At 61.0% G+C, this 23,291-nt stretch carries 21 protein-coding genes; 17 read left to right on the top strand and 4 right to left on the bottom strand.

Annotated elements, in window-relative coordinates; all coding sequences use genetic code 11:
• Window positions 1-32: 32 nt before the first annotated feature.
• The 3 genes from ACA060_RS27620 to ACA060_RS27610 all read left to right on the top strand — a co-directional run bounded on the left by ACA060_RS27620 (window position 33) and on the right by ACA060_RS27610 (window position 2,919).
• A complete protein-coding gene (locus tag ACA060_RS27620) occupies window positions 33-698 on the top strand; it encodes a fumarylacetoacetate hydrolase family protein (RefSeq protein ID WP_497314342.1) in 666 nt (221 codons plus the stop codon).
• A 268-nt stretch (window positions 699-966) separates the two neighbouring features.
• Window positions 967-1,896, top strand: a complete 930-nt coding sequence (locus tag ACA060_RS27615; protein ID WP_497314341.1) for an SdiA-regulated domain-containing protein — start codon at window positions 967-969, stop codon at window positions 1,894-1,896.
• Between the two features lie 105 nt (window positions 1,897-2,001).
• Window positions 2,002-2,919 carry an SdiA-regulated domain-containing protein gene (locus tag ACA060_RS27610; RefSeq protein ID WP_109635680.1) on the top strand — a complete coding sequence of 306 codons (918 nt, stop codon included), beginning with the start codon at window positions 2,002-2,004 and terminating at the stop codon, window positions 2,917-2,919.
• 128 nt (window positions 2,920-3,047) lie between these two features.
• On the opposite strand, the gene rpiA is transcribed toward ACA060_RS27610, so the two are convergent.
• A complete protein-coding gene (gene rpiA, locus ACA060_RS27605) occupies window positions 3,048-3,722 on the bottom strand; it encodes a ribose-5-phosphate isomerase RpiA (protein WP_461977620.1) in 675 nt (224 codons plus the stop codon).
• 327 nt (window positions 3,723-4,049) lie between these two features.
• On the opposite strand from rpiA, the gene ilvA reads away from it, so the two are divergent.
• On the top strand, window positions 4,050-5,564 hold the full coding sequence (ilvA, locus tag ACA060_RS27600) for a threonine ammonia-lyase, biosynthetic (protein ID WP_403107561.1): 1,515 nt from the start codon (window positions 4,050-4,052) through the stop codon (window positions 5,562-5,564).
• A 39-nt stretch (window positions 5,565-5,603) separates the two neighbouring features.
• Entirely contained in the window at window positions 5,604-6,029 is a 426-nt protein-coding gene (locus ACA060_RS27595) for a DUF2269 domain-containing protein (protein WP_109635675.1), read from the top strand.
• A gap of 121 nt (window positions 6,030-6,150) precedes the next feature.
• On the opposite strand, the gene ACA060_RS27590 is transcribed toward ACA060_RS27595, so the two are convergent.
• Window positions 6,151-6,807, bottom strand: a complete 657-nt coding sequence (locus ACA060_RS27590) for a histidinol-phosphatase (protein WP_109635673.1) — start codon at window positions 6,805-6,807, stop codon at window positions 6,151-6,153.
• A 143-nt stretch (window positions 6,808-6,950) separates the two neighbouring features.
• Between ACA060_RS27590 and ACA060_RS27585 the strand changes: the two genes are divergently transcribed.
• Together ACA060_RS27585 and ptsP are read left to right on the top strand one after the other, a co-directional pair.
• Complete coding sequence (locus ACA060_RS27585) at window positions 6,951-7,430, top strand: RNA pyrophosphohydrolase (RefSeq protein ID WP_007945562.1); 480 nt, start codon at window positions 6,951-6,953, stop codon at window positions 7,428-7,430.
• Window positions 7,431-7,452: 22 nt separating this feature from the next.
• Window positions 7,453-9,732, top strand: coding sequence for a phosphoenolpyruvate--protein phosphotransferase (gene ptsP, locus ACA060_RS27580; RefSeq protein ID WP_109635672.1), 2,280 nt, complete (start codon window positions 7,453-7,455; stop codon window positions 9,730-9,732).
• 208 nt (window positions 9,733-9,940) lie between these two features.
• Here the strand turns inward: ptsP and ACA060_RS27575 are convergent, their stop codons facing one another.
• Entirely contained in the window at window positions 9,941-10,687 is a 747-nt protein-coding gene (locus ACA060_RS27575) for an NRDE family protein (protein WP_497314337.1), read from the bottom strand.
• Window positions 10,688-10,822: 135 nt separating this feature from the next.
• On the opposite strand from ACA060_RS27575, the gene ACA060_RS27570 reads away from it, so the two are divergent.
• The 3 genes from ACA060_RS27570 (at window position 10,823) to ACA060_RS27560 (ending at window position 13,513) form a co-directional block, all read left to right on the top strand.
• Window positions 10,823-11,605, top strand: coding sequence for a sulfite exporter TauE/SafE family protein (locus ACA060_RS27570; RefSeq protein ID WP_109635669.1), 783 nt, complete (start codon window positions 10,823-10,825; stop codon window positions 11,603-11,605).
• A 75-nt stretch (window positions 11,606-11,680) separates the two neighbouring features.
• On the top strand, window positions 11,681-12,493 hold the full coding sequence (gene lgt / locus ACA060_RS27565; RefSeq protein WP_109635668.1) for a prolipoprotein diacylglyceryl transferase: 813 nt from the start codon (window positions 11,681-11,683) through the stop codon (window positions 12,491-12,493).
• Window positions 12,494-12,541: 48 nt separating this feature from the next.
• Window positions 12,542-13,513, top strand: a complete 972-nt coding sequence (locus tag ACA060_RS27560) for a thymidylate synthase (protein WP_497314335.1) — start codon at window positions 12,542-12,544, stop codon at window positions 13,511-13,513.
• Window positions 13,514-13,637: 124 nt separating this feature from the next.
• On the opposite strand, the gene cadR is transcribed toward ACA060_RS27560, so the two are convergent.
• Window positions 13,638-14,087 (bottom strand): Cd(II)/Pb(II)-responsive transcriptional regulator, encoded by a 450-nt coding sequence (cadR, locus tag ACA060_RS27555; RefSeq protein WP_497314333.1) that lies wholly within the window; start codon window positions 14,085-14,087, stop codon window positions 13,638-13,640.
• A gap of 84 nt (window positions 14,088-14,171) precedes the next feature.
• Between cadR and ACA060_RS27550 the strand changes: the two genes are divergently transcribed.
• The 7 genes from ACA060_RS27550 (at window position 14,172) to ACA060_RS27520 (ending at window position 23,277) form a co-directional block, all read left to right on the top strand.
• Window positions 14,172-16,460, top strand: coding sequence for a heavy metal translocating P-type ATPase (locus tag ACA060_RS27550; RefSeq protein WP_497314331.1), 2,289 nt, complete (start codon window positions 14,172-14,174; stop codon window positions 16,458-16,460).
• 16 nt (window positions 16,461-16,476) lie between these two features.
• Complete coding sequence (locus ACA060_RS27545; RefSeq protein WP_497314329.1) at window positions 16,477-17,340, top strand: LysR family transcriptional regulator; 864 nt, start codon at window positions 16,477-16,479, stop codon at window positions 17,338-17,340.
• A 226-nt stretch (window positions 17,341-17,566) separates the two neighbouring features.
• Window positions 17,567-18,643, top strand: coding sequence for a putative 2-aminoethylphosphonate ABC transporter ATP-binding protein (locus tag ACA060_RS27540; protein ID WP_497314328.1), 1,077 nt, complete (start codon window positions 17,567-17,569; stop codon window positions 18,641-18,643).
• Window positions 18,643-20,367 carry a putative 2-aminoethylphosphonate ABC transporter permease subunit gene (locus ACA060_RS27535; protein ID WP_497314326.1) on the top strand — a complete coding sequence of 575 codons (1,725 nt, stop codon included), beginning with the start codon at window positions 18,643-18,645 and terminating at the stop codon, window positions 20,365-20,367. Before ACA060_RS27540 ends, ACA060_RS27535 begins: the two co-directional genes overlap by 1 nt.
• A gap of 41 nt (window positions 20,368-20,408) precedes the next feature.
• Window positions 20,409-21,434, top strand: a complete 1,026-nt coding sequence (locus ACA060_RS27530; protein ID WP_109635657.1) for a putative 2-aminoethylphosphonate ABC transporter substrate-binding protein — start codon at window positions 20,409-20,411, stop codon at window positions 21,432-21,434.
• 143 nt (window positions 21,435-21,577) lie between these two features.
• Entirely contained in the window at window positions 21,578-22,711 is a 1,134-nt protein-coding gene (locus tag ACA060_RS27525) for a TIGR03364 family FAD-dependent oxidoreductase (protein WP_497314324.1), read from the top strand.
• Entirely contained in the window at window positions 22,711-23,277 is a 567-nt protein-coding gene (locus tag ACA060_RS27520; protein ID WP_497314322.1) for a phosphonate degradation HD-domain oxygenase, read from the top strand. The genes ACA060_RS27525 and ACA060_RS27520 overlap by 1 nt, the downstream gene beginning before the upstream one ends.
• Window positions 23,278-23,291 lie beyond the last annotated feature (14 nt).

Here is a 23,291-nt window from a genome sequence, read left to right as displayed (position 1 = left end):
CGAACTTAAGTGCTACGGAACAGGAGTCGGTAATGAGCTATCAGCACCAGTATGTCGACGGTACGCGTATTCATTTCCCGCTGGGGAAAGTGGTGTGCATCGGCCGTAACTACGCCGAACACGCCAAGGAACTGGATAATCCGGTGCCTACCGAGCCGCTGCTGTTCATCAAGCCGGGCAGTTGCGTGGTGCCGCTGGAAGGCGGTTTCAGCATTCCGACCGAGCGCGGCTCGGTGCATTACGAAGCGGAAATCGCGGTGTTGATCGGCAAGCCGTTGTCGACCAAGCCAAGCCGTGAAGAAGTGCTGGATGCGATTTCCGGTTTCGCCCCGGCCCTGGACCTGACGCTGCGCGACAAGCAGGCCGAGCTGAAATCCAAGGGCCTGCCGTGGGAAATCGCCAAGTCCTTCGACGGTGCAGCGGTGATTGCGCCGTTCGTGTCCGGCAGCACCTTCGCCGACCTGGCCGACATCGGCATTCGCCTGACCATCAATGGCGAAGTGCGCCAGGACGGCAACAGCAGCGCCATGCTTAACCCGATCGTGCCGATGATCCAGCACATGGCCGGCTGCTTCTCGCTGCAGGCCGGTGACGTGATCCTGACCGGCACGCCGGTGGGTGTTGGTCCGCTGAATGTCGGTGATGAACTGGTAATCGAATTGCCGGGCGCCAGCCGCTTCACCAGCAGCGTCCGCTAACCGAAACACCGCGAAACCCTGTGGGAGCGAGCTTGCTCGCGATAGCGGCTTGTCATTCGACATCTCAGTTGACTGACACGGCCTCATCGCGAGCAAAGCTCGCTCCCACATTGGTTTTTGGTTGTCTCAAGTTCTGTGTCTGCACATGGCAATCCCGCCATTTCCCGTTTTTTTCACATCTTGTCTGGATAATTCCGCGGATTCTGGCGTCTGAGCCGGTCCCAATTGTGCTATTACCCGTAGCCTGAATTTCTGGAACGCATCCTGAATGGCCTCTCGACCGCTGCCCACTGTCAAAACTGCCCGCCGCTCGCGCTTCGTCATGCGTTGGTATTTCTGGCTTTTGCTGGTGGCCGCCGCCGCTTATGGCCTCGCCTTTGCGATGCATTGGGATGATCGCGGTGTGCTCTGGCTGCGTGAGCGCTTTGAAAGCCCGGACGAGCGTCAGGAAAGTATCTGGCTGCCGGATTACCGCGCGGTGATCGACGCCAAGCTGCTGCCGGGCATGGAGAAGGACGAAGCGTCGGACCTGGCCTACGACCCGCAAACCAAAACCCTGTTTTCGGTCATGGGCAAGAACCCGTTCCTCGTTGAGCTGAGCTTGCAGGGCGACGTCCTGCGCAAGATGCCGCTGGTGGGCTGGAGCAACCCGGAAGGCCTGACCGTGATGGGCAACGGCATGCTGGCCATCGTCGATGAGCGTGAACACATGCTCTCCATCGTCAAGGTCGATGCCGACACTCGCGAACTGAACATCGCCAACTTCCCGAAATACGACCTCGGCCCTTCGAAGGACCAGAACAAGGCCTTCGAAGCCATCGTCTATGACTCGCGCAATCAGCAAATCCTCCTGGGTGAGGAGCGTCCGCCGGCGCTGTTCAGCTGGAAAAGCGACGGCAGCCCGATCCTCAAGGGCGACAAGCAGAAACTCGCCAATGACGAACTGGACATCCGCAACCTGTCGGGGCTGGCCATCGACCCTCGCACGGGTCACACCCTGGTGCTGTCCGCCGATTCACACTTGTTGCTGGAGCTGGACGAGAAGGGTGAGCAGGTCAGCTTCATGACCTTGCTGGGCGGCTTCAACGGCTTGAAGAAGACCATTCCCCGTGCCGAAGGCGTGACCATGGACGATGTGGGCACGCTGTACATGGTGAGTGAGCCGAACCTGTTCTACCGTTTCGAAAAGCAGAAATAGACGCCGCGAATCCAGCAGTTGTGGTCAAAGGCAACTGGCCATTAAGCTTGAATTCATACAGGCGTGATATTTCATCCGCCTGTTTCTGTTTCCGAGCTCGACTTAATGCGCCGACTTGCCCGTCCCAAACCCCTTATTTTGATCCTGACAGTGATTGCCTTGGTCGTGCTGGTTGCGATCGGCCAATACATGCGTCTGTTCGAGCGCGCCTGGTTCAACCTGCACACCCTCTGGCAACCGCTGAGCAGCGAGTCCATCGGTCTGGATCAATATCGGGTGGAAATCGAAGCCCGGGTCATCGATGGGCTGAACGACGACGTGTCGGCGCTGACCTTCGATCCGGTGCGCAAAAGCCTGTTCACCGTCACCAACAAAAACGCCGAGCTGATCGAGCTGTCGCTGGACGGTCGGATCATTCGACGCATTTCGCTGGTGGGCTTCGGTGATCCGGAGGCGGTGGAGTTCATCAGCGCCGACACTTACGTGATCACCGATGAGCGCGAGCAACGGCTGATCAAGATTCATCTGGAAAAGGACACCACCTTCCTCGACGCGGCGGACGCCGAACAGATGACTCTTGGTGTGCATATGAGCGGCAACAAGGGTTTCGAAGGCCTGGCTTACGACTCGGTGGGCAAGCGCCTGTTTGTCGCCAAGGAACGCGACCCGATGCTGATCTACGAAGTGCAGGGCTTCCCGCATTACAACCCGGAGAAATCCTACGCGGTGCACGTGGTCAACAATCCCAAGCGCGATGCCGGGATGTTTGTGCGAGACCTGTCGAGCCTGCAATACGACGAGCGCAGCGGCCATCTGCTGGCGCTGTCCGACGAGTCGCGGCTGATTCTGGAACTGGATGTGGACGGGCGACCGCTGAGCACCATGTCACTGAGCAAGGGGCGTCAGGGTTTGCAGAAGACAGTGCCGCAGGCGGAAGGCATCGCGATGGATGACGATGGCACGATGTACCTCGTCAGCGAACCCAACCTGTTCTACGTCTTCAAGAAACCACCGCAGCCCTGACCAACACTGCAAAACCAATGTGGGAGCGGGCTTGCTCGCGAATGCGGTGTGTCAGTCGACATTTCTATCAACTGACACACCGCATTCGCGAGCAAGCCCGCTCCCACAGGTTTATCGGCGTGCCAGATTTACTGGGCGCGCAGGGTTTTCACACCTTCGCTGGTGCCCAACAGCAGCAAATCCGCCGGACGCGCCGCGAACAGACCATTGGTGACCACGCCAACGATCGCGTTGATCTGCGTCTCCAGCTCCACCGGGTTGGTGATCTGCATGTTGAACACGTCGAGGATGATGTTGCCGTTGTCGGTCAGCACGCCTTCACGGTAAACCGGGTCGCCACCGAGCTTCACCAGCTCGCGAGCCACGTGGCTGCGGGCCATCGGAATCACTTCGACCGGCAGCGGGAACGCGCCAAGTACCGGCACCAGTTTGCTGCCATCGGCGATGCAGATGAAGGTCTTGGCCACGGCCGCGACAATCTTCTCGCGGGTCAGGGCTGCGCCGCCGCCCTTGATCAGGTTCAGGTGCGCGTCGCTTTCATCGGCGCCGTCGACGTAGAACTCCAGGTCGCTGACGGTGTTCAGCTCATACACCGGAATGCCGTGGCCCTTGAGGCGGGCAGCGGTGGCTTCGGAACTGGCGACCGCGCCATCGAACGCGCCTTTGTGCTTGGCCAGGGCGTCGATGAAGCAGTTGGCGGTGGAGCCGGTGCCGACCCCGACGATGCTCTTGTCGTCGAGTTTCGGAAGGATGAAGTCGACGGCGGCCTGAGCCACTGCCTGTTTGAGTTGATCCTGGGTCATGCGGGCTCCGAGGTGCCGAAGGAGGGAACGAAAGGCCGGCATTATAGGCTTCGGGGCAGGGAAGGTCATTGCCCGATTGGCGGGCCACGACCGTTACTTTTGTGGCGAGGGGATTTATCCCCGTTGGAGTGCGAAGCGCTCCTCCCTGCATTCCCCCAGACACACCCCGTTCTCAGGTTTCACGACGGCTGCGCCGCCGAACGGGGATAAATCCCCTCGCCACAGGGATCGCGGGTAACCTTAAAACCACCTGTTTAGTGTGGTCGTCCGCCCGAAAGCCGGGTTAGACTCCTTGGCCCTGCCCAACCCGCTCAGTGATGCTTTCCGATGCTCGAACAGTACGTCAAAAAGATCCTCACCTCGCGCGTTTATGACGTTGCCGTAGAAACCCCATTGCAGACGGCCCGCCAGCTCTCCGAGCGGCTGGGCAACTCCATTTGGCTCAAGCGCGAAGACTTGCAGCCGGTGTTCTCGTTCAAGATTCGCGGTGCCTATAACAAGCTGACCCAACTGAGCGATGAAGAGCGCGCTCGCGGTGTGGTCACCGCTTCGGCGGGTAACCACGCGCAGGGCCTGGCCCTGGCGGCGAAAGTGTTAGGCGTGAAAGCCACCATCGTCATGCCCAAGACCACCCCGGAAATCAAGGTCGAAGGCGTGCGTTCCCGCGGCGGCAAAGTGGTGCTGCACGGGGATTCGTTCCCGGAAGCCCTGGCCTACTCGCTGAAACTGGTCGACGAAAAAGGCTACGTCTACATCCACCCGTACGACGATCCCCACACCATTGCCGGGCAGGGCACGGTGGCCATGGAGATTCTGCGCCAGCACCCGGGGCGTCTGGATGCGATATTCGTTCCGGTGGGCGGTGGCGGATTGATCGCCGGGATCGCGGCGTACGTGAAGTACCTGCGGCCTGAAATCAAGATCATCGGCGTCGAGCCGGACGATTCCAACTGCCTGCAAGCGGCTATGGCGGCCGGCGAGCGTGTGGTACTGCCGACCGTGGGCCTCTTTGCCGATGGCGTCGCCGTGGCGCAGATCGGTCAGCACACCTTCGATATCTGCAAAGACTACGTCGATGAAGTGATCACCGTCAGCACCGACGAGATCTGCGCGGCGATCAAGGATATCTACGACGATACCCGCTCGATCACCGAACCTGCCGGCGCCCTGGGCGTGGCCGGGATCAAAAAGTACGTCGAGCAACGCGGCGTCACCGGACACACCTTCGTGGCTATCGACTCCGGCGCCAACGTCAACTTCGACCGCCTGCGCCACGTCGCCGAGCGCGCCGAGCTGGGCGAGGGTCGCGAGGCGATCATCGCCGTGACCATCCCCGAGAAACCGGGCAGCTTCAAGGCGTTCTGCGAAGCCATCGGCAAGCGCCAGATCACCGAATTCAACTACCGCTACAACACTGGCAGCGAAGCGCACATCTTCGTCGGCGTGCAGACGCATCCGGAAACCGACCCGCGCAGCGCGCTGATCGCCAGCCTCGGCGAGCAGGGGTTCCCGGTGCTGGACCTGACCGACAACGAACTGGCCAAGTTGCACATCCGCCACATGGTGGGCGGTCGTGCGGCCCACGTGGTCGATGAAGTGATCCTGCGATTCGAATTCCCGGAGCGTCCGGGCGCGCTGTTCAACTTCCTCAACAAGCTCGGCGGGCGCTGGAACATCTCGATGTTCCACTACCGCAACCACGGCGCGGCGGATGGCCGTGTGGTCGCGGGCCTGCAAGTGCCTCACGATGAACGTCACCTGGTTCCTGCGGCGCTGGAAGAAATCGGCTACCCGTACTGGGATGAAAGTGATAACCCGGCCTATCAGCTGTTTCTCGGCTGAGCGGCTACGCTGGTGGGCAGACCTTAAGGACATCGAACAATGGAAACGTTAACCGCCCTGAAAATGGCGCACACCGCGGCGACGGCAATATTGTTGGGCTGTGCGCTGGGCTTGGGGATATGGGTTTGGCAAACGCGGCGTAATGGCGATGCGACTGCTGCGGCACGCACGCTGCAGCGGCCGCGAGTGTTTGTCTGGCTGCTGATGGGCCTGGCGTTGCTGAGCATGCCGTTCACCGGCTGGTGGATGGTGCATCTGGTGGGCTGGCCGTTGGGGCAGACCTGGCTGCTGGCTTCCAGTGTGCTCTACACCGTGGCGGCGTTGGGCTGGTTCTGGTTGCTGGTGCGACTGAACAAGTTGCGCAAGGCGCCGGCGGGGAACGGCAAATTCACCTTTGCCCTCGCACTGTTCAGCTTTGTTTGTTTCATCGCGATTGCGGGTTTGATGGGCGCCAAGCCGGTTTAAAGCTACAGACCGAGTCGGCCCCTTCGCGAGCAAGCCCGCTCCCACATTGATCTCGGCTGTACACAAATCCTGTGTCCACTGAAGATCAATTGTGGGAGCGGGCTTGCTCGCGAAGGCGATATCAGCCGCGCAACGAAATCACCGGCCAACCCCGCTTCTCAGCCTCGGCCCGCAAATTAGGATCCGGATCGACAGCGATCGGATTCGCCACTTGCTCCAGCAACGGCAGGTCATTCATCGAATCGCTGTAGAAATAGCTGTCTTCCAGATTGTGGCCGGTCTCTTCCAGCCAGCGAATCAACCGGGTCACCTTGCCTTCACGGAAGCATGGGACATCGGTGCTACGCCCGCTGTAACGGCCGTCGATCATTTCGCATTCGGTGGCGATCAGTGTCTCAACGCCTAAGCGTGCTGCAATCGGCCCGGTAACGAAGCGGTTGGTCGCGGTGATGATCACCAATTTGTCGCCAGCGTCACGGTGCTTGGCCAACAATTCAATAGCCTTGGGCAGCACAATCGGCTCGATGCAATCGCGCATGTAATCCAGGTGCCATTGATCCAGCGTGGCCATCTCGGTGCGGCCGAGGACTTCCAGGCAGAAGTTCAGGTAGGCATCGTTATCCAGCTTGCCGGCCAGGTAATCCTGATAGAACTCGTCGTTGCGTGCCTTGTAGGCGACGGCGTCGAGGAAACCGCGCTCGCACAGGTAATCGCCCCAGGCGTGGTCGCTGTCACCGCCCAAAAGCGTGTTGTCCAAGTCGAATAAAGCCAGCCGCATTGCAGTTACTCGCTGAAAAGTCTGTAGAAAGGCGTCCAGAATACGGACTTTTCACAAGAGTGCACATAAGGTAGGTCGGCTCGTTGCTGCCTTCACAACCTTTGTGGAACAATGCGGCGACATGCGTTTGCGAGGTTGTTGCCGTGATCGACCCCGATGGTTTCCGCCCCAATGTCGGGATCATTCTCACGAATGATGCCGGACAGGTGCTATGGGCTCGCCGTATCAATCAAGATGCCTGGCAGTTTCCACAGGGCGGGATCAACCCCCAGGAGACGCCGGAAGACGCCTTGTATCGCGAGTTGAACGAAGAAGTGGGTCTTGAGCGCGAAGATGTTGAAATTCTCGCCTGCACCCGGGGCTGGTTGCGCTATCGTTTGCCGCAACGTCTGGTCAGGACGCACAGCCAACCGCTGTGCATCGGCCAGAAACAGAAATGGTTTCTCCTGCGCCTGATCTCCAACGAGCAGCGGGTGCGGATGGATTTGACCGGTAAACCGGAGTTCGATGGCTGGCGCTGGGTCAGTTATTGGTATCCGTTGGGCCAGGTGGTGACATTCAAGCGCGAGGTGTATCGACGCGCTCTCAAAGAGCTTGCCCCGCGCCTTTTAACGCGCGACTGACGACGGAGTTCGACCCCGAGCCATGCTCAATACGCTGCGCAAGATCGTCCAGGAAGTTAACTCCGCCAAGGATCTCAAGGCGGCGTTGGGGATTATTGTGTTGCGCGTCAAAGAGGCCATGGGCAGCCAGGTCTGCTCGGTCTACCTGCTTGACCCTGAGTCCAACCGCTTTGTGCTGATGGCGACCGAGGGCTTGAACAAGCGCTCGATCGGCAAAGTCAGCATGGCGCCCAACGAAGGTCTGGTTGGCCTGGTCGGCACGCGCGAAGAACCCCTGAACCTCGAAAACGCCGCGGATCACCCGCGCTATCGTTACTTCGCCGAAACCGGCGAGGAGCGCTACGCCTCCTTCCTCGGGGCGCCGATCATTCACCACCGCCGCGTCGTCGGCGTGTTGGTCATCCAGCAAAAAGAACGCCGCCAGTTCGATGAAGGTGAAGAAGCCTTCCTCGTGACCATGAGCGCGCAGCTTGCCGGTGTTATCGCCCACGCCGAAGCCACCGGTTCGATCCGTGGCCTGGGCCGTCAGGGCAAAGGCATCCAGGAAGCCAAGTTCGTCGGCGTACCGGGTTCGCCGGGTGCGGCGGTCGGGACCGCGGTGGTCATGCTGCCACCGGCCGATCTGGACGTGGTGCCCGACAAGACCATCACCGATATCGAAGCCGAACTCGGGCTGTTCAAGACCGCCATCGAAGGCGTGCGCGCCGACATGCGTGCGTTGTCCGCCAAGTTGGCCTCGCAGCTGCGCCCTGAAGAGCGGGCCTTGTTCGACGTCTACCTGATGATGCTCGCCGATGAAGCGCTGGGCAACGAAGTGACCACGGTGATCAAGACCGGTCAGTGGGCCCAGGGCGCGTTGCGCCAGGTGGTCACCGAGCACGTCAACCGTTTCGAATTGATGGACGACGCCTACCTGCGTGAGCGCGCCTCGGACGTCAAGGACCTTGGCCGCCGTTTGCTCGCCTACTTGCAGGAAGAGCGTCAGCAGAACCTGATCTACCCGGAAAAAACCATTCTGGTCAGCGAAGAACTGACGCCGGCGATGCTCGGCGAGGTGCCGGAAGGCACGCTGGTCGGCCTGGTCTCGGTCCTCGGTTCAGGCAACTCCCACGTCGCGATCCTCGCCCGGGCGATGGGCATCCCGACGGTGATGGGCCTGGTCGACCTGCCTTATGCCAAGGTCGACGGCATTGAATTGATCGTCGATGGCAATCGCGGCGAGGTCTACACCAACCCCAGCGACGTGCTGCGCAAGCAGTTCGCCGAAGTGGTGGAAGAAGAGAAACAACTGGCGCTCGGTCTCGACTCCCTGCGCGACTTGCCGTGCGTGACCCTCGATGGCCATCGCATGCCGCTGTGGGTCAACACCGGCCTGCTGGCGGACGTGGCGCGAGCGCAGAAGCGTGGCGCCGAAGGCGTCGGTCTGTACCGCACCGAAGTGCCGTTCATGATCAACCAGAGGTTCCCGAGCGAAAAGGAGCAGTTGGCGATCTATCGCGAGCAACTCGCCGCGTTCCACCCGCAACCGGTGACCATGCGCAGCCTGGACATCGGCGGTGACAAGTCGCTGTCGTACTTCCCGATCAAGGAAGACAACCCGTTCCTCGGCTGGCGCGGCATTCGCGTCACCCTCGACCACCCGGAAATCTTCCTGGTGCAGACCCGCGCGATGCTCAAGGCCAGCGAAGGCCTGAACAACCTGCGGATTCTGCTGCCGATGATCTCCGGCACCCATGAACTCGAAGAAGCCTTGCACCTGATTCACCGGGCCTGGGGCGAAGTCCGCGACGAAGGCTGCGATGTGCCCATGCCGCCGATCGGTGTGATGATCGAGATTCCGGCGGCGGTTTATCAGACCAAGGAGCTGGCGCGGCAAGTGGACTTTCTGTCGGTCGGCTCCAACGACCTGACCCAGTACCTGCTGGCAGTGGATCGAAACAACCCGCGGGTTGCCGACCTCTACGACTACCTGCATCCGGCGGTGCTGCAAGCCCTGCAGAGCGTGGTGCGTGACGCGCATGCCGAAGGCAAGCCCGTGAGCATCTGCGGCGAGATGGCCGGTGACCCGGCGGCGGCGGTGCTGTTGATGGCGATGGGCTTCGACAGCCTGTCGATGAACGCCACCAACCTGCCGAAAGTGAAGTGGATGCTGCGTCAGGTCAACCTGAGCAAGGCCAAGGAATTGCTGGCCGAGCTGATGACCATCGACAATCCGCAAGTTATCCACAGCTCGCTGCAATTGGCGCTGAAGAATCTTGGGTTGGCGAAGATGGTCAATCCGGCTGCGGTCAAGGCTCTCTAAACCTACGGCGCCTCTAAAATCGACCCCTCACCCCAGCCCTCTCCCCAGAGGGGAGAGGGGGAAAGGGGGCCGATCTTCATGCTGTTCTAATATGAGTTCGACTCGATATCTCAGGTCGATGTAGCTCGAAAGAACACCTCGGTCAGTCCCCTCTACCCCTTGGGGAGAGGGTTAGGGTGAGGGGTGGTTCTAACTGACACCTCACAATCTAAACCCGCACCTCAACCTCCCCCAAATGCCCCCCATACGGCCCGAAACTCCGTTCGACCATATGCCGCGTCCCGTCCGCCTGAACAATCAACGCCGTACTCGCCCGCGTCCCATACGTGGGACTGGCAATAAACACACTCGACAACAACGTCTCGGTCGCCAACCCCACCCCGGTATCCGGCAGCTCGGCAAACGGTGCGGTCTGCGGATCATTCAGCAACGCCAGTAATGCCTCTGGCTGCGGATCTTCCAACACTCCCTCCAACGCCGCCCGTGCCTTGAGCAGTTTTGGCCACGGTGTATCCAGTCCGGCATTCGACAACCCATAAACCCCGTGTGGCAGCATCACCGCCTCAGACTCGCGCGCATTGAAGTGCCACAGTTCGTTGGCATTACCGATCAGCAGATTAAACCCGGCATATTCCAGCGAGCGTCCGACAATGTCGTTCAAGTAATCATCAATCGGCATGTTGCCCAAGAGGAAACCCGCCACCAGCTCACCCCGGGATTTTCGCGAAGGAGGCTGGTGCGGATCGCGAATATTGGTCAGCGCAGCAAAGCGCCCGTTGGCCCCGATACCGAGCCAGGTGCCGCCGGCTTCCAGGTCGCGACCGGCGTAAACGTGCGGTGCGTGCGGCCATTGCGCGAGGGGCTGGCTGGGCCGGGCATAGAACTCGTCGCGGTTGGCCGCCACGATCAGCGGCTGGGTGTGGCCCGGTCGCCAGGCAAAAACAATCAGGCACATAAGGTGGTCCTTGTGTGTTTTTTGCCCACTCTACGCAGTCGTCGCTTGTCGTTCCATCGCCTTGCGTAGTGGAGCCGTGGCCCCTGCATCCGTTACTATGCCGGTGCTTTTTTTGAGAAGCGTATAAGGACGGCCATGGAATTTCTGCTCTATCTGGCGCTGGGCGCCTGCGCAGGCGTGCTGGCCGGGCTGTTCGGGGTTGGCGGCGGGATCATCATCGTCCCGGTGCTGGTGTTCAGTTTCACCTTGCAGGGCTTCGACGCTTCGATCCTGACCCACCTGGCGGTCGGCACGTCCCTGGCGACGATCATCTTTACATCAGTCAATGCGGTCCGCGAACATCACCGTCGCGGCGCGGTGCGTTGGCCGATATTCGTGTGGATGACCGTGGGCATTCTGATGGGCGCCGGTTTCGGGGCGCTGACGGCCGAAGCGATCTCCGGCCCGAACCTGCAAAAGATCATCGGTGTGTTTGCGCTGATCATCGCCGCGCAACTGGCGCTGGACGTCAAACCCAAGGCCAGTCGAACGGTGCCCGGCAGACTCGGTCTCACCGTGGCCGGCAGTGTGATTGGCTGGGCCTCGGCGATTTTCGGCATTGGCGGCGGCTCGTTGACCGTGCCGTTCCTGACCTGGCGCAGCGTGCCGATGCAGCAAGCCGTGGCGACTTCGTCGGCGTGCGGTCTGCCCATCGCCTTGGCCAGTGCATTAAGTTTCATGATTCTGGGCTGGCACGATCCGCTGCTGCCGGCCCATAGTCTCGGTTTTATTTATTTGCCGGCGCTGCTGGGGATTGCCCTGACCAGCATGGTGTTCGCCCGTCTCGGCGCGCGACTGGCCCACAGGCTGTCGCCGAAGTTGTTGAAAAGGCTGTTTGCCGCTTTGCTGTTCTGCGTTGGCCTGAGCTTCCTTCTCTAGCTCGCAATGCTGGCTTAATCCTGAGGTGACAGCGTCGCCCGGGAATTCTGGTTTCAACTCTAACAAGGAGTCGCAATGCTGCCTTACCCGCAGATCGACCCGGTGGCCCTGGCCATCGGTCCGCTGAAAATCCACTGGTACGGTCTGATGTACCTGATCGGCATCGGCGGTGCGTGGCTGCTGGCATCGCGCCGGCTCAACCGTTTCGACCCGACCTGGACCAAGGAGAAACTCTCCGACATGGTCTTCTGGATGTCGATGGGCGTTATCGTCGGCGGACGCCTGGGTTATGTGCTGTTTTACGATCTGCACGCTTACCTGGCCAACCCGACGCTGATTTTCGAGGTCTGGAAGGGTGGCATGTCGTTCCACGGCGGCTTCATCGGCGTGATGCTGGCAGCGTTGTGGTTCGGCAAGAAGAACAACAAGTCGTTCTTCCAGCTGATGGACTTCGTCGCGCCGATGGTGCCGATCGGCCTGGGCGCCGGGCGCATCGGCAACTTCATCAACGCCGAGTTGTGGGGCAAGGCGACCGACGTGCCGTGGGCGATGATCTTCCCGCCGTTCAGCGATCCGGCGCAGCTGCCGCGCCACCCGTCGCAGCTGTATCAGTTCGCCCTCGAAGGCGTGGCGCTGTTCGCCATCCTCTGGTTGTTCTCGCGCAAGCCGCGGCCGACCATGGCGGTTTCCGGTATGTTCGCGCTGTTCTATGGCATCTTCCGTTTCATCGTCGAATTCGTCCGTGTACCGGACGCGCAACTGGGCTATCTGGCCTGGAACTGGCTGACCATGGGCCAGGTACTGTGCGTACCGATGATCGTCGGCGGGCTGTTCCTGATCTGGCTGGCGTATCACCGCGCCCCGGCGACTCCGGCTGCAGCCGTATAAATTCGAATCCCGGGGTGACGACCCCGGGTTCAAGGACACAGGTAACTCATGAAGCAATATCTCGAACTGGTCGCCCACGTCATCAAGAACGGCACCAAGCAAGCCAACCGTACGGGCGTGAACACCATCAGCTTTCCGGGTGCGATGCTGCGTTATGACCTGAAAGAAGGTTTTCCGGCGATCACCACGCGCAAGATGGCCTTCAAATCGGCCATCGGCGAGATGTGTGGTTTCTTGCGTGGCGTGAACAACGCCGCCGAATTCCGCGCGCTGGGCTGCAAGGTCTGGGATCAGAACGCCAACGAAAACGCGCAGTGGCTGGCCAATCCGTTCCGTCAGGGCGAAGACGACCTCGGCGAGATCTACGGAGTGCAATGGCGCAAATGGCCGGCGTACAAACAGATCCCGGTCAGCAACCAGGCTGCCATCGAGCAGACCCTGAGCCAAGGCTATCGTCAGATTGCCGAAGGCGAAGAGGACGGTCAGGCTTACGTGGTGCTGTACAAGGCGATCGACCAGATCCGCCAGTGCGTCGACACCATCATCAAAGACCCGGGCAGCCGCCGCATCCTGTTCCATGGCTGGAACGTCGCGCAGCTCGATGAAATGGCCTTGCCGCCGTGCCATCTGCTGTACCAGTTCCACCCGAATGTCGAGACCAAAGAGATTTCTCTGACCCTCTACATCCGCTCCAACGACCTGGGCCTGGGCACGCCGTTCAACCTCACCGAAGGCGCTGCGTTGCTGAGCCTGATCGGTCGCCTGACCGGCTACACGCCGCGCTGGTTCACCTATTTCATCGGTGATGCCCACGTCTACGAAAACCACCTGGACATGCTCAATGAACAGCTCAAACGCGAGCCGTTCCCGATGCCGAAACTGGTGATCAGTGATCGAGTGCCGGAGTTTGCCAAGACCGGTGAGTATCAGCCGGAGTGGCTGGAGTTAATCGAGCCGAGCGATTTTTCGCTTGAGGGTTATGAGCATCACCCACCGATGACCGCGCCGATGGCGGTCTGATGTAGCACGCAATACCCCGTGGGAGCTAGCCTGCTAGCGATAGCGACGGCACATCCAGTAATGATGTGACTGAAAAACCGCTATCGCTAGCAGGCTAGCTCCCACCTTGGGTTCTGTGTTGGGCTCAATGGCCGTGGCTTCGGCCGACATGAGAATGCTCAACCTCCGTCGTCACAACCCCGCCACTCACTTCCAGCCTTTGCAAAATCCCGCACTGATCAATATCCGGCCCCTCACCACAGCGTTGGCGCAGGTCGAGCAGTTGTGTCTGCAACGCAATCAACCCATCGATCCGCGCCTTCACGTGATGGATATGCTCGTCGATCAACGCATTCACGCTTTCACATTGATCCTGCGGACTGTCGCGCAGGGCCAGCAGGCTGCGGATCTCTTCGAGGGTCATGTCGAGGGTGCGGCAGTTGCGGATGAAGGTCAGGCGTTCGGCGTGGGCCTGGGTGTAGACGCGGTAGTTGCCGTCGCTGCGGGCCGGTTCCGGCAGCAGGTTTTCGCGCTCGTAGTAACGGATGGTTTCGACGGCGCAGTCAGTGAGTTTCGCCAGTTCTCCGATCTTCATGACGACAATCTCCAAATAGGTGCTTGACCCTATAGTGGCTACAGGGTCTTTACTTGGCAACAGGCACCTTCATGGACGCAACCAATGAGCGATTCCCTTCACACCCACAAACCCGAGGCTGGTCACGATCACGATCACGATCACGATCACGATCACGATCACAGCCACAAGCTGCAGCCTGTGCAGAAGCATGACCATGGCAGTCATGGCGACTCCTGCTGTTCGTCCAAGGCGGCGCCTTCGCTGATCAAGTTGAGCGACAAGCCGACCGACGGCGCGCGGCTCAGCAGTTTCCGCATCGACGCGATGGATTGCCCGACGGAGCAGACGCTGATCCAGAACAAACTGGGCAAGCTCGCGGGTGTGCAGCAGCTGGAATTCAACCTGATCAATCGGGTACTGGGCGTGACCCATGACCTGCCGAGCACTGCGCCGATTATCGAGGCGATCAAGTCGCTGGGCATGGTGGCCGAATCGATGGAGCAGGGCAGCGAAGCGCCAGCACCGATCCCCGAGAAAAAACACTGGTGGCCCCTGGCGCTGTCCGGCGTGGGTGCGCTGGCTGCAGAAGTGATCCACTTCACCGACGCCGCACCGATTTGGGTGGTGGCCATCATCGCATTGATTTCGATCCTCAGTGGCGGCCTCACCACTTACAAGAAAGGCTGGATCGCGCTCAAGAACCTCAACCTGAACATCAACGCGTTGATGAGCATCGCGGTGACCGGCGCGATCCTGATTGGCCAATGGCCGGAAGCGGCGATGGTGATGTTTCTGTTCACCGTGGCCGAATTGATCGAAGCCAAATCCCTGGACCGGGCGCGCAACGCCATTGGCGGCCTGATGCAGATGACCCCGGAACAGGCGACGGTGCAGCAAGCCGACGGTAGTTGGGTCGAGCAAGACGTCAAGACCATCGAACTCGGTGTGCGCGTGCGGGTGCGTCCCGGCGAGCGGATTGGTCTGGACGGTGAAGTGGTGTCGGGCAGTTCGACCATCGATCAGGCGCCGATCACCGGCGAAAGCCTGCCGATCGAGAAGACCGTGGGCGATAAAGTCTTCGCCGGCACCATCAACCAGGCGGGCTCGCTGGAATACACCGTGACCGCTGCGGCCAATAACTCGACCTTGGCGCGGATCATCCACGCCGTGGAGCAGGCTCAGGGCGCGCGGGCACCGACCCAGCGCTTCGTCGATCAGTTCTCGAAAATCTATACCCCTGCGGTATTCCTGCTGGCCCTCGCCGTCGCCGTGATTCCGCCGCTGTTCATGGGCGCCGTCTGGTTCGACTGGATCTACCGGGCGCTGGTGTTGCTGGTCGTCGCTTGCCCCTGCGCATTGGTGATTTCCACCCCGGTGACCATCGTCAGCGGCCTCGCGGCCGCGGCGCGCAAAGGCATCCTGGTGAAGGGCGGTGTTTACCTGGAGGGCGGTTACAAGCTCGATTACCTGGCGCTGGACAAGACCGGCACCATCACCCACGGCAAACCGGTGCAGACCGATTATTTGTCGCTTGATCCCACCGCTGACGGTACCGCCCCGGCGATTGCGGCAGCCCTGGCCGGCCGCTCGGATCACCCGGTGTCGTTGGCCATCGCCAATGCGGCTGTGGATAAACAATCTGTGTCGCTCGTTGTGGATAACTTCGAAGCGTTGGCCGGTCGCGGTGTTCGCGGTGAGATCAATGGTCAGGTCTACCACCTGGGCAACCATCGCCTGGTGGAAGATCTTGGCCTGTGTTCGCCAGCGCTGGAAGAGAAGCTGTTCGCGCTGGAAAAAGAAGGCAAGTCCGTGGTGTTGTTGCTCGACACGTCCGGCCCGCTGGCGCTGTTTGCCGTGGCCGATACGGTGAAAGAATCCAGCCGCGAAGCGATCCAGCAACTGCACGACCTGGGCATCAAAACCCTGATGCTGACCGGCGACAACGTCCACACGGCTCAGGCGATTGCTGCACAAGTCGGCATCGACGAGGCCAAGGGCGATCTGCTGCCGACCGACAAGCTGCAAGCCATCGAGGCGCTTTATGCACAGGGTCATCGCGTCGGCATGGTCGGCGACGGCATCAACGATGCGCCGGCGCTGGCCCGGGCCGAGATCGGTTTCGCCATGGCGGCGGCCGGCACCGATACCGCCATCGAGACCGCCGATGTCGCCCTGATGGACGACGATCTGCGCAAGATCCCTGCGTTCATTCGTCTGTCGCGGCAGACGTCGAGTATCCTCAAACAGAACATCGCCCTCGCGTTGGTCATCAAGGCGATCTTTCTTGGGGTAACCTTCGCCGGGATCGCCACCATGTGGATGGCGGTGTTTGCCGACATGGGCGTGAGCCTGTTGGTGGTGTTCAACGGTTTGCGCCTGCTGCGCAAATAAGCGATGAGGAACGGGTGTGCTGAGTGCCGAGCTGAAGGCGTTTTACATGGTGGCCCGACTGGGCAGCATCACCTTGGCGGCAAAAAAGCTCGGCCTGAGCCAGCCTACGGTGACCACGCAGATCCGTAATCTGGAAAGCCAGTACTCGGTGGAGCTGTTCTACCGTGGCGGCCGCCGCCTCAGCGTCAGCGATGAAGGCGCGCGGTTGCTGCCGATGGTCAAGGCGCTGTTGCAGCAGGAAGCCGACATCGAGTTTTTCCTGCGCAACAGCGGTCAGGTCCAGGGTACGCTGCGCATCGCCGCCACCGCGCCGTATTACATCCTCGACCTGGTGAAGACCTTTCGCGAGCGCTTGCCGCAGGTGGAAGTGTCGGTGGAGATCGGTAACTCCCAGCAAGTGCTCGAAGCGCTGGAGGATTACCGGGTGGATGTCGCGGCGTCGTCGCAGTTGCTCGACGATGCGCGGCTGATTCGCCGGGTGCTCGGCAGCGATCCGCTGGTGCTGGCGGTGCATCGCAATCATCCGCTGGCGGTGCATGATCACGTGACGTTGAGTGCGCTGGCCGGGCATACGTTGCTAATGCGCGAGTCGGGTTCTACGACTCGGCGATTGACCGAAGAGTTACTGGCCAGCGCCGGGGTGAGTTTCGGGCCGTTGCTGGAGATTGGCAGCCGTGAATCGATTCGCGAGGCGGTGCTGCGTAACATCGGCATCAGCATCATTGCCCGGCAGGAAGTGCCGCATGACCCGCAACTGCGGGTGCTGACGATTGAGAATGCACCGCAGATTCCGGAGTATTTGTACTGCCTGAAGGAACGCAAAGGCGCGCGGTTGCCGGCGGCGTTTCTGGGGCTGGCGCAGGAAATGGCGCCGGCATAGACCCCCGTGGCGAGGGGATTTATCCCCGTTCGGCTGCGCAGCAGTCGCAGATTTTAGGGCCGCTTCGCTGCCCAACGGGGATAAATCCCCTCGCCACGGGTTACTCACTGCTCTTTCAATCAACCCAAATCCCCGAATACCACTATCAGCCGTTTTTGCCTCACTGCCACATGACCGACGCATTACAAACCTAGGATGGCTCTCATCTGCTTGATGAGGTCCGTCCATGAACCACTCGATCACAACTGCCCTGACCAACCCCGGCGCGCCGATGAAAGTGCGCGGCGTGCAGAAACGCTTTGGCGCCTTCACCGCGCTGGACAATGTTTCCCTCGACGTCGCCGCCGGTGAGCTGGTGTGTCTGCTGGGCCCGTCGGGCTGTGGCAAAACCACCTTGCTGCGCTGCATCGCCGGTCTGGAGAAACAGGACAGCGGCGAGTTGTACCTCGGCGATCGCGACGTTTCCCACTTGGCACCCCAGGTGCGGGACTACGGCATTCTCTTCCAGTCCTACGCGCTGTTCCCCAATCTCACCGTCGAAGCGAACATTGCCTACGGCCTCGCTGGCAGTGGTCGCGATGAAGTGCGAAAACGCGTGGGTCAGATGCTGGAACTGGTCGGCCTGACCGGCAGCGAGAAAAAATACCCCGGCCAATTGTCTGGCGGCCAACAGCAGCGTGTGGCACTGGCTCGGGCATTGGCGCCAGCGCCGTCCTTGTTGTTGCTCGACGAACCCATGTCGGCCCTCGACGCCCGGGTTCGCGAGCATCTGTGCACCGAACTGCGCCAATTGCAACGCAACCTCGGCGTTACCACCTTGATGGTCACGCACAATCAGGACGAGGCCATGCTGATGGCCGACCGCATCGCCGTGATGAACAACGGCAAGGTCGAGCAGTACGCCACGCCGCAGGAAATCTACGACCGCCCGGCCACACCGTTTGTGGCGGAGTTTGTCGGCCAGGGCAACTGGCTGCCATTCAGCCGCAGCAGCGACAGCCACGCCCAAGTCGGCGGAATGAGCATGCGCCTGGTGGATGGCAGCGCCAAAACCACGTCGGGCCGTCTGTTTTGCCGCCCGGAGGCGATCAACGTCAACCCGCCGGTACACGAAGAAAACCTGTTTCCGGCCAAGGTTCGCGAAATCACCTTCCTCGGCAACCGCTGCCGCATGAGCTTCGAACTCGATCAACTGCCCGGCCACGCCTTGCTGGCGGAACTGGCACCGGAAGCGATGCCGCGTCTTGGCGCGCAGCAGATCATGGTCGCCTTGCCGCCACGCAGCCTGCAGGTGTTTGCCTGATGAGCGCGAACATCGCGCTGCCGATACCGCACAAGCAGGTTCGGCAGACCTCCCGTGCCGAGATCGGCGACCGGGTGTTCGTGGTCGGTGGCAAAGTCCTTTTATTGGTGTTGCTTGGCATCGCGGTGTTGATGCCGTTGCTGGCGATCTTCTGGCGCGGTTTCAGCTCGGAAGCGGGGCAGGGTGGCGGCCTGGTCGCGGCTCGTGAACTGGTGACCAGTGCGAACTTCCACTGGTTGCTGGGCAACAGTTTGAAAGTGTCCCTCAGCGTCGCGGCGATTGTCGTACCGCTGGCCTACCTGTTTGCCTACGCGCTGCAACGCACCTTGATTCCCGGCAAAGGCATCTGGCGCGGGATGTCGCTGCTGCCATTGATGGCGCCGTCGATGTTGCCGGGGATTGCGCTGGTTTATCTGTTCGGCAACCAGGGCATGCTGCGCGGTTTGCTCTCGGACAATATCTACGGCTTCTGGGGCATTGTTCTGGGCGAGGTCATCTACACCTTCCCACACGCCTTGATGATTCTTCTGTCGGCGCTTTCCCTGGCGGATGCGCGACTGTTCGATGCCGCCTCCAGCATGGGCGCCAGTCCGGCAAGGGCCTTTCGCAGCATTACTTGGCCGGCAACGCGTCAGGCCGTGTTCGCGGCGTTTTGTCTGGTGTTCACCCTGACGGTCACTGACTTCGGCGTGCCCGTGGTGGTCGGTGGCGATTATCAAGTGCTGGCGCTGGAGGCCTACAAAGCGGTGGTCGGCCAGCAGCAATTCGGTCGCGGCGCTTTGATCGGTATGGTTCTGTTACTGCCGGCACTATTCAGTTTCGGGGTCGATGCCTGGTTGCGTCGACGTCACGGCGATTCCATGAGCGGCCGGGCTCAGGTGTTTCAACCGGCACCGTCGAAGCTGCGGGACGGTTGCTACCTGGTCATCGTGCTGCTGATCTGCGCGGTGTTGCTGCTGGTGTTCGGCATGGCGGTGTTCTCCTCACTGGTGAAATTCTGGCCGTACAACCTGTCGCTGTCGCTCAACCACTACCAGTTCAACGACACCGCGGGCGGTGGTTGGCTGGCCTACGGCAACAGCGTGCAGATGGCCCTGGGCACGGCGTTGATCGGCAGCGTGCTGATTTTCACCGGCGCCTACCTGATGGAAAAAACCAAGGGCCAGCGCGGACTGAACCTGACCCTGCGCATGCTCAGTTTCGTACCGATGGCGGTGCCAGGTCTGGTGCTGGGCCTGGGTTACGTTTTTTTCTTCAACCTCAGCGGCAACCCGCTGCATGTGCTCTACGGGACCATGACCCTGCTGGTGGTCTGCACCATTGCTCACTATTTGACCACCGCGCAAATGACCGCGACCACGGCGCTGCGCCAGCTCGACGCCGAGTTCGAAGCCGCCGCACTGTCGCTCAAGGCGCCGCTGTATCGGCACTACCTGCGGGTCACCGTGCCCATCTGCCTGCCGGCGCTGCTGGACATCGTGCGCTACCTGTTCGTCTCGGCCATGACCACCGTCTCGGCGGCGATCTTCCTCTACAGCCCCGACACCATCCTCGCGGCGGTGGCGGTGCTGAACATGGACGATGCCGGCAACGTCGGCGGCGCGGCGGCGATGTCGACCCTGATTCTCTTTACCTCGGCGGGCGTGTCCCTGCTGCTGGCCTGGGCTTCGCGCGGGTTGCTGCGCCGCTCTCAGGCCTGGCGGCAGACCGCGCCTGGCAATTGATTCCCCATCCCGCAAACCTCAACTCAAAACAGGAAAAGATCATGTTCAAGCCCTTGGCCCTGGCCGCTGCTGTCCTCACCGCTTTCAGCCTGAACGCCTTCGCGGCGCCAACCGAGTTGACGGTGTACACCGCCCTCGAAGCCGAGCAACTGAAGACCTACAAAGAAGCCTTCGAAAAAGCCAACCCGGACATCGAGATTAAGTGGGTGCGCGATTCCACCGGGATCATCACCGCCAAACTGCTGGCTGAAAAAGCCCGTCCACAGGCTGACGCAGTCTGGGGCCTGGCGGCCTCGAGCCTGGCGATTCTCGATCAGCAAGGCATGCTGCAAAGCTATGCGCCGAAAGACCTGGGCAAGATCGGCGGCAACTACCGCGACGCGGCCAACCCGCCCGCCTGGGTCGGCATGGACGTCTGGGCCGCGACCATTTGCTTCAACACGGTCGAAGCCGAAAAGCAGGGTTTGACCAAACCGGTGAGCTGGCAGGACCTGACCAAGCCTGAGTACAAAGGCAAAATCGTGATGCCCAACCCGGCCTCGTCCGGCACCGGCTTCCTCGACGTCAGCGCCTGGCTGCAGACCTTCGGCGAGAAGCAGGGCTGGCAGTACATGGACGACCTGCACCAGAACATCGGCCAGTACGTTCACTCCGGTTCCAAGCCTTGCAAACTGGCGGCGGCGGGAGAGTTTCCGATCGGCATTTCCTTCGAATACCCGGCTGTTCAGTTGAAGCGCCAGGGCGCACCGCTGGACATCATCCTGCCGAAGGAAGGCCTGGGCTGGGAGATCGAAGCGACCGCTGTGATCAAAGGCACACCGCATGAAGACGCCGCGAAGAAACTGGCTGACTTCTCGGCCAGCCCGGCGGCGATGGAGCTTTATAAAGAGAACTTCGCGGTGCTCGCGCAGCCGGGGATTGCCAAGCCGCAGACCGAATTGCCGGCGGATTACGAGCAGCGTTTGATCAAAAACGATTTTGCCTGGGCGTCGAAGCATCGCGACGAGATCCTGACCGAGTGGCGCAAGCGGTATGACGGCAAGTCCGAGAAAGTGGCTGCCAAGTAAGATCTCTATCGGCTGACAGGGCCCCATCGCTGGCAAGCCAGCTCCCACAGGGATTCAGGGTGAACACAGGTTTTGTGAACACCAGAGACCCTGTGGGAGCTGGCTTGCCAGCGATGGCGGCTTTGAATTCAGGACAAATCCACATGACACAACACAACGACATGCTGATCGTCGGCGCCGGCATTCTCGGCCTGTCCCACGCCTACGCCGCCGCCAGGCGCGGTCTCAAAGTCGCGGTTTTCGAACGTAGCGAAACCCCCTTGGGCGCCTCGGTCCGCAATTTCGGCCAAGCCCTCGTCACCGGCCAACCCCCGGGCCCGATGCTCGAACTGGCCAGGGCCAGCCGCGACATCTGGGGCCAGTGGGCGCAACTGGCCGGCCTGCAACTCAAGCGCAACGGCTCGTACCTGTTCGCCCGCACCGAAGCCGAAGAACACCTGCTCGAAGCCTTCTGCACCGGCCGCGCCGTGGAACACGGTTACCGCGTCGACCTGCTGCGCGGTGCTGCTTTACGCGATCTCTACGGTGGCCAGTTCCGCCATCACCGCGCCGCGTTGCACGGCCTGGACGATCAACAACTGTATTCCCGCGAAGCGATTCCAGCGTTGATCGACTACCTGCGCCGCGACCTCGGCGTCGAGTTTCACTTCTCCACCCTGGTTCGCGACATCGAACCGGGTCGCCTGCACAGCACCGCCGGCACCTTCAGCGCCGAGCAGATCATTGTCTGCTCCGGCCACGACTATCAGACCTTGCTGGCCGAGCCAATCGCCGCGCTCAACCCGCAAATCTGCCGCCTGCAAATGCTCCGCGCCCGACCGCAGATCAACCTCAATCTGCAACACGCATTGCTCACCGGGTTGAGTTGCGTGCACTACGGCGCCTTCGCCGATCTGCCGGAAGCGGCGGCGGTGCAGGCGCAAATCCTGCGCGAGGAACCGCACCTGCATGAAAACGGCATCCACCTGCTGATCAGCCCGACGCCTTATGGCGAATTGATCATCGGCGACTCCCACCATTACGGCCGCGATCCGTCGCCGTTCAACGCCGAGCAAGTGGATAACTGGATGATCGAACTCGCTGAACAAACCCTCGGCTGCAAGGTGCAAGTGGTCGAACGCTGGCAGGGTGTCTATGGTTCACGAGGGCCGGCGCCGTTCTCGTTCCTGCGGCCGATGCCCGGTGTGAGCGTGGCGCTGATGCACACCGGCGTCGGCATGAGCGTCGGGCCGGCGATGGCCGAACGCAATGTCGCTCAATTGTTGGGGGAAGGCTGATGGTGCGTCATGAACGAGTAATCGCTGAGGTGTTCGGTTTGTACGAGCGCTTTGGCGACAGCGATTACATCGGCGAGCCGGTGTCGCAGATCGAACACATGTCCCAGGCGGCCGAACTGGCCATGGCCGAAGGCTTTGATGATGAAGTGGTGTTGGCCGCGTTCTTCCACGACATCGGGCATATCTGCGGCGAGAGCGCCGAGAACATGGGCGGCTTCGGCGTGGTCAGCCACGAGCGTCTGGGCGCCGATTACTTGCGTCGTGCAGGTTTCAGCGAGCGCCTGGCGCGGCTGGTGGAATACCACGTTCAGGCCAAGCGTTATCTGACGCTCAAAGAGCCCGGGTACTACGAACGATTGAGCGAAGCCAGCCGCCGGACCCTGGAATATCAAGGCGGGGTGATGACGGCTGCCGAGGCTGAAGCCTTCGAACAGGACCCATTGTGCAAAGTCAGTTTGCGCATGCGGCAGTGGGATGAGTTGGCCAAGGAGCAGTGGGTGCCGGTGATGGATCTCGAGGTGTTGAAGCGCAAGGCAGTGAACCTCTTGTCCGGCGAGTCGCGTTGAGTTGTCTCACAGGT

Source organism: Pseudomonas sp. LBUM1671 (genome assembly GCF_059695685.1).
Note: the sequence above shows the minus strand (reverse complement) of the source record. Positions and strands in the feature narration are given on the sequence as shown.